Here is a 6,151-nt window from a genome sequence, read left to right as displayed (position 1 = left end):
TACCCGGTCTTATTCGTGGTGATTGTCTGTGTAAGGTAAAAGTGCCAAGTAACGAGCGCGCTTGATAGCAGTTGCTAGCTGACGCTGGTAACGAGCTTTTGTGCCAGTAATACGGCTTGGTACGATTTTACCAGTTTCTGTGACATAACCTTTCAAAGTGTCCAAATCTTTATAATCGATTTGTTTTACACCTTCAGACGTAAAGCGACAAAACTTACGACGACGAAAAAAGCGAGACATAGTCTTCTCCTAAAATTAAATTACTCTTCTGATGCCGCTTCGCTGTCACCAGCGCTTGCATCTTCAACTTTCTCTACAGATTCTTCAGAGCTTGACTCTTGTTCAGCTGGGCGCTTAGGCGCAGAGCGACGGTCATCTCTACCTTGAGAAGCTTTAATAGGAGATTCTTCAGTAATCGCTTCCTTCTGACGAATAACCAAATCACGAATGATGGCATCGTTAAAACGGAAGTTGTGCTCCAACTCACCCAAAGCATCGCCGCCACATTCGATATTCATCAAAATGTAGTGTGCCTTGTGGATTTTGTTGATTGGGTAAGCCAAGTGACGGCGACCCCAGTCTTCTAGACGGTGAACCTGGCCACCGCTATCTTTGATAACACCAGTATAACGTTCAATCATTCCTGGAACCTGTTCACTTTGATCAGGGTGCACCAAGAATACGATCTCGTAATGACGCATATTTTCTCCCTTCGGGTAATAGCCTTTTAATGTCGACCACATCGGCCGTTTAAAAAGCAAGGAGTTACAAGTACACGGTAAAGTCTATTCCTTCCATAAGAAAGGTATAAGCTCCCCGCAGATTTTAGAGCGCGATATTCTAGAGATAAAACCATCAAGGTGCAAGACCTTTGCAGTAAGTTCGAGACCTTATCGCCTAATGACTCACCATTAATACTTATTATTGAAGTAAACGCTTAGAACAGGAAGCCCGGACTCTGCATGAAAACCCGCACCTATCCACAAGTTTCCAATTGCCGCCAGTACACCATCAATATAAATCAAAGGATAAGTATCACGTCGCCAAGGAGGAATACCCGCTTCTTGAAAAAGGCTTTTAAGGCTACGCCCCGGCCCGTCAGGTCTAGTCCTGAGCGACTCCCCTCCAGCACGAGATTTTATCTGCAACTCAAAACCTGCCCCGGGCACGGCGAGCTGTATACGACCTGAATCAGCCTGCATGCTTACATCCCCACTTTCATAAGCACACGATATATTCTGAGCTGCAATTTCAACATTATAAACTTGACCACGCCGCTTAAATTGCCGAGTTTCGCTATAAGATTCACTGCCGCCCACAGGTTTACGCTGGCAATAAATTCCCCCTAGATAACGGCGCAATTCAAAACCTGACCATTGGACAATAGGATTAGCATCTGGCTTGGCTGAAATCAGCTCAGTAAAAACTCTTCCCAATATACGCTCTGAAGGCTGCGGGCAATCAAAGTTATCAATCCAAGCTCGTAACAAGATCTTCTGATCTCTCTCTCTATAAGATGATAAAACTGAGATATCGATGACTTTTTCACCCTGAGCGCGCTCAAGCAACAAGCCAGAATCAAATTGCTTTACACACCAATCATCAATAAAGCTTTGCGTTTCACTTGCTTTACACGCAACCTGCGCAAGAGCCTCGGTAGAATTTGGCCAACGCTGTTCAAGTAGAGGGAGAATTTCATTCCTCAGAAAGTTTCTATCAAAGACTGAATCACTATTGCTTTCATCCTCGACCCACTTCAGACCCAAACCTTCCGCTTCTAACTCTAAAGCCCTTCTCGAGACCTCAAGCAAAGGGCGATAAATAACAGTTCCACAAGACATAAGCCTGCTAGGCGGAATAGCCGATAAGCCCTTAACACCACTACCGCGCAATGCCCTAATCAACACCGTTTCAGCCTGATCGTTTTGATGATGACCCTGGAGCAACACATCACCATCATTTAGCAGCCTCTCGAAAACTTCGTAACGAGCCTTCCTGGCTGCGGCCTCTAGCCCTTCACCACTCGCAGTAACTGATACACGCTCTACATAGCAAGGAATAGATAGCTCCTGGCACACCTGCTGACAATGACGAGCCCAGTCGTCTGCGTTTTTACTAAGCCCATGATGAACATGTATTGCTGATAAAGCTAAGGAGGGGTTTAATAAACGAAAAGTATGCAAGAGCACGATAGAGTCCAAGCCACCACTCAAGGCAACAACATAGCGTTTGGACTCGGGCACTCTTTTTAATGCCTGCAAGATCACCGGGGAAACCTTCATCTCACTCACAGAGCACCCTATTTGACTATTTACTCTTTAACGTAGGCCGTTAAACGTTGATAGCGCTGATCCATTAATTCTTCAGTATCTAAAGCCGAAAGTTCATCAAGCCCTGCAATAAGCTGAGCCTTCAATTGAGTAGCCATCTCGGGCATATTTCTATGTGCACCGCCTAAAGGCTCCTCTATGACGCCATCAACCAGACCTAATTCTTTCAGACGTTGAGCGTTAACCCCCATCGCTTCAGCCGCATCAGCTGCATACTCAGCACTTTTCCACAGAATGGAGGCACAACCCTCAGGGGAAATAACAGAATAAGTTGAGTACTGAAGCATATTTAGACGATCACAGACACCAATAGCCAGCGCGCCACCAGAACCACCTTCACCAATAACAGTGGATATAATTGGCGTTTTAAGCCGAGACATGACAGCTAGATTATGAGCTATCGCCTGGCTTTGGCCGCGCTCTTCAGCACCAATTCCCGGGTAGGCACCTGGCGTGTCTATAAAGGTGATAATAGGCAAGGAAAAACGTTCAGCTAGCTCCATAAGGCGACAAGCCTTGCGGTAACCCTCTGGCCGGGGCATACCAAAGTTACGCTTGACCTTTTCTTTAACTTCGCGCCCTTTCTGATGACCAATAATCATTACTGGACGCCCTTCAAGCCGAGCAATACCACCTACAATCGACTGATCATCAGCATAAGTTCTATCACCATGCAACTCATCAAAGTCTGTGAAAATCTGCTCAATGTAATCAAGCGTATAAGGACGCTTTGGATGTCTAGCCAAGCGCGCGACATCCCAAGCATTAAGATTCGCAAAAATATCTTTTGTACGAATCTCGCATTCATGCTCAAGACGCTCAATCACTTCTTGAATATTGAGCTCCTGATCACTGCCGACCAAGCGAAGTTCTTCTATTTTTTCTTCCAGCTCTGCAATGGGCTGTTCAAAATCAAGGTAGTATAAATTCATAATAAACCGCTTTAGTCTGGCTAACTGACTCTTCCATTAGATTTGAGGGGGCTATTGTTACTTTTTTTTCGCCGCCTTACCAGACAGCATAAGTGAAAATCCCGCCACAACATAAAAAAAATATGAGGCTAATAAACGAGCTGCGCCTTCCCTTCACCCAGCAAATACTCTAACTCTTGAAACAATTCGTCAGCAGGCTCAACCCGCCAGCTATCACCAAATTCGATAACCGCACTCACATCAGGTCGCTGGTAGCTTAAGGCAACCTTACAACCTGCTGGCTGAAGCGACTCTTCTTCTCGCACCATTGCCCCCTCACCAAGCATTGCTGGTGCAGCAGGTACTGGCTGAGTACAACGATAAGGTTCCAACTTACTCTTAACGCTTTCTAGCATTCCGTCAGCACACTGCGCCTGACTAATACTGATAGAGATATTCTTGGCAAAGTTAATTCTCGCTGAAGCAATACTTTGTACCTGGCTAACTCGCATCTTCAGCATTCCGGAATAGTCATCAAGACTCACTACACCAGAAACAGCAACCACCTCATCCTTTTGAATAGCCTCGCGACACTCGTCAAATGTATCCGCAAATAGTGTCGCCTCAATTCGTGCACTACGATCATCCAAAGTAACGAAGCACATGGTCTGGCCACGTTTATTCTTCATTACCCGAATTTCAACAATCAAACCCACTACCGTCGTCCGATTACGACTGGACTTAAGGTTTAATATAGAGTTCGGAGCAAAACGCCTAACCTCTTTTTCATACTCATCAAAAGGGTGACCTGTCAGGTATAAGCCCAAGGTGTCTTTTTCCTGCCCTAGCCGCTCTTTTTCACTCCACTCACGAACACCTTCTGAACTTGCGTAGACATCCTCATCTTCGTCAGGAACAACCTCGCCAAACATATCCATCATACCCGCATTTTGGTTTCTGGCATTCTGGTCAGCGCGTTGTACTGCTTCGGTAATACTTTCCATCATCCTCGCGCGGCTCGGGCCAATCGAATCCATGGCACCGGCTCGGATCAATGCTTCCAGAGCTCGCTTATTCACCTTCTTCAAATCTACCCGGTCACAAAAATCAAACAGACTTTTAAATGGTCCGCCCTCTTCCCTGGCTTCCAAGACACTCTCAACGGGCCCTTCCCCTAAGCCTTTAATGGCACCCAAACCGTAGACAACCTGAAGATCGTCATCAACGGTAAAGGTATATTGACTGACATTGACATTCGGCAGCACCAAAGAGATTTTCATCTGACGACACTCTTCGACTAAGGTCACCACCTTGTCGGTATTTTGCATATCGGCAGTCAGTACCGCAGCCATAAACTCTGAAGGAAAATGAGTCTTTAGCCACAATGTTTGATAGGAAACGACCGCATAGGCCGCTGAGTGAGACTTGTTAAAACCATAGCCCGCAAACTTTTCTACCAAGTCGAATATTTTCATGGCGAGGTCTGGGTCAACACCAATTGACGCAGCACCTTCACGGAAGGTATCGCGCTGCTTAGCCATTTCTTCCGGTTTTTTCTTACCCATTGCACGACGCAGCATATCCGCGCCACCTAGCGTATATCCTGCCAAGGTCTGTGCAATCTGCATAACCTGTTCCTGATAGACAATAACACCGTAAGTCGGTTCTAGAATGCCTTTCAGACTCTCATGCTGAAAGTCAGGATGAGGATAGGCTACTTCTGCCCGCCCATGCTTACGGTTGATAAAGTCATCAACCATGCCTGACTCCAAAGGCCCCGGTCTAAATAGTGCAACCAGTGCGATCATATCTTCAAGGTTGTCTGGCTGAAGTCGACGAATCAAGTCTTTCATACCACGGGATTCCAGCTGGAATACCGCCGTTGTTTCTGCTGACTTCAGCAATTCAAAAGAGGGCCTATCATCCAGTGGGATATGGTCAATATTAATAGGCTCTTTACCTTTCGCTGCCAAGCGAGGGTTAATCATCTTCAAAGCCCAGTCAACGATAGTTAGAGTACGAAGCCCCAAGAAGTCGAACTTAACCAGGCCTGCATCTTCAACATCATTTTTATCGAACTGGGTAACCAGGCCACCGCCTTCTTCATCACAATAAAGTGCAGCAAAGTCTGTCAGTTTAGTCGGTGCGATAACAACACCACCGGCGTGCTTACCGACGTTACGCGTAATCCCTTCTAGACAGACAGCCATTTCCCAGATCTCCTGGGCTTCTTCGTCTTCATCAAGAAAAGTTTTTAAGGTCGGTTCCTGCTCAATCGCCTTTGACAAAGTCATGCCGATTTCGAAAGGAATCATCTTCGAAAGCCGGTCAGCCAAACCGTAAGATTTACCCTGCACACGCGCAACATCTCGCACCACAGCCTTTGCTGCCATCGTACCAAAGGTAATAATCTGCGATACCGCATCCCTGCCGTAATGATCAGCAACATAAGAGATAACCCGGTCTCGCCCATCCATACAGAAGTCAACGTCAAAGTCAGGCATCGAGACACGTTCCGGGTTCAAGAAACGTTCGAATAGTAGATCGTATTGCAAGGGATCCAGGTCGGTAATTTTCAATACATATGCAACAAGTGAACCAGCACCTGAACCACGACCCGGGCCAACAGGGATATCATGATCCTTCGCCCATTTAATAAAGTCCATTACGATCAGAAAATAGCCGGGAAACCCCATCTGAAGAATGATATCGAGTTCAAATTTCAAGCGATCCAGATAAGGTTTTCGCCGTTCCTCAAGCTCGTCTTCAGGACAATTAGCCAAAATTACTTTTAAGCGCTCATCCAGGTCGTCATGACAAAGCTTGCGAAAAAACTCATCCATTGTCATGCCTTCAGGCACGGGATATTGAGGCAGAAAGTACTCGCCCAAACGAATTTCCACATTGCAG

5 protein-coding genes are annotated in these 6,151 nt (G+C 46.2%); all 5 read right to left on the bottom strand.

Annotation, left to right across the window (positions count from 1 at the left end; all coding sequences use genetic code 11):
- Window positions 1-9: 9 nt before the first annotated feature.
- Complete coding sequence (rpsR, locus tag A3761_RS11125) at window positions 10-240, bottom strand: 30S ribosomal protein S18 (RefSeq protein ID WP_068511441.1); 231 nt, start codon at window positions 238-240, stop codon at window positions 10-12.
- A 20-nt stretch (window positions 241-260) separates the two neighbouring features.
- The gene (gene rpsF, locus A3761_RS11120; RefSeq protein WP_068511443.1) at window positions 261-701 is read right to left on the bottom strand and encodes a 30S ribosomal protein S6; all 441 of its coding nucleotides are present in this window, start codon (window positions 699-701) and stop codon (window positions 261-263) included.
- Window positions 702-911: 210 nt separating this feature from the next.
- On the bottom strand, window positions 912-2,282 hold the full coding sequence (gene tilS / locus A3761_RS11115) for a tRNA lysidine(34) synthetase TilS (protein ID WP_068511445.1): 1,371 nt from the start codon (window positions 2,280-2,282) through the stop codon (window positions 912-914).
- Window positions 2,283-2,311: 29 nt separating this feature from the next.
- Complete coding sequence (accA, locus tag A3761_RS11110) at window positions 2,312-3,262, bottom strand: acetyl-CoA carboxylase carboxyl transferase subunit alpha (RefSeq protein ID WP_068511446.1); 951 nt, start codon at window positions 3,260-3,262, stop codon at window positions 2,312-2,314.
- Window positions 3,263-3,390: 128 nt separating this feature from the next.
- Window positions 3,391-6,151: DNA polymerase III subunit alpha (gene dnaE, locus A3761_RS11105; RefSeq protein ID WP_068750220.1), on the bottom strand; the 2,761-nt coding region annotated here is incomplete at its 5' end.

Source organism: Oleiphilus sp. HI0123, from assembly GCF_001635315.1.
Note: the sequence above shows the minus strand (reverse complement) of the source record. Positions and strands in the feature narration are given on the sequence as shown.

Bases quoted from the DNA above. Each gene is read 5' to 3' on its own strand.
- rpsR (WP_068511441.1), bottom strand. From the start codon at position 240: ATGTCTCGCTTTTTTCGTCGTCGTAAGTTTTGTCGCTTTACGTCTGAA.
- tilS (WP_068511445.1), bottom strand. From the start codon at position 2,282: ATGAAGGTTTCCCCGGTGATCTTGCAGGCATTAAAAAGAGTGCCCGAG.
- rpsF (WP_068511443.1), bottom strand. From the start codon at position 701: ATGCGTCATTACGAGATCGTATTCTTGGTGCACCCTGATCAAAGTGAA.
- accA (WP_068511446.1), bottom strand. From the start codon at position 3,262: ATGAATTTATACTACCTTGATTTTGAACAGCCCATTGCAGAGCTGGAA.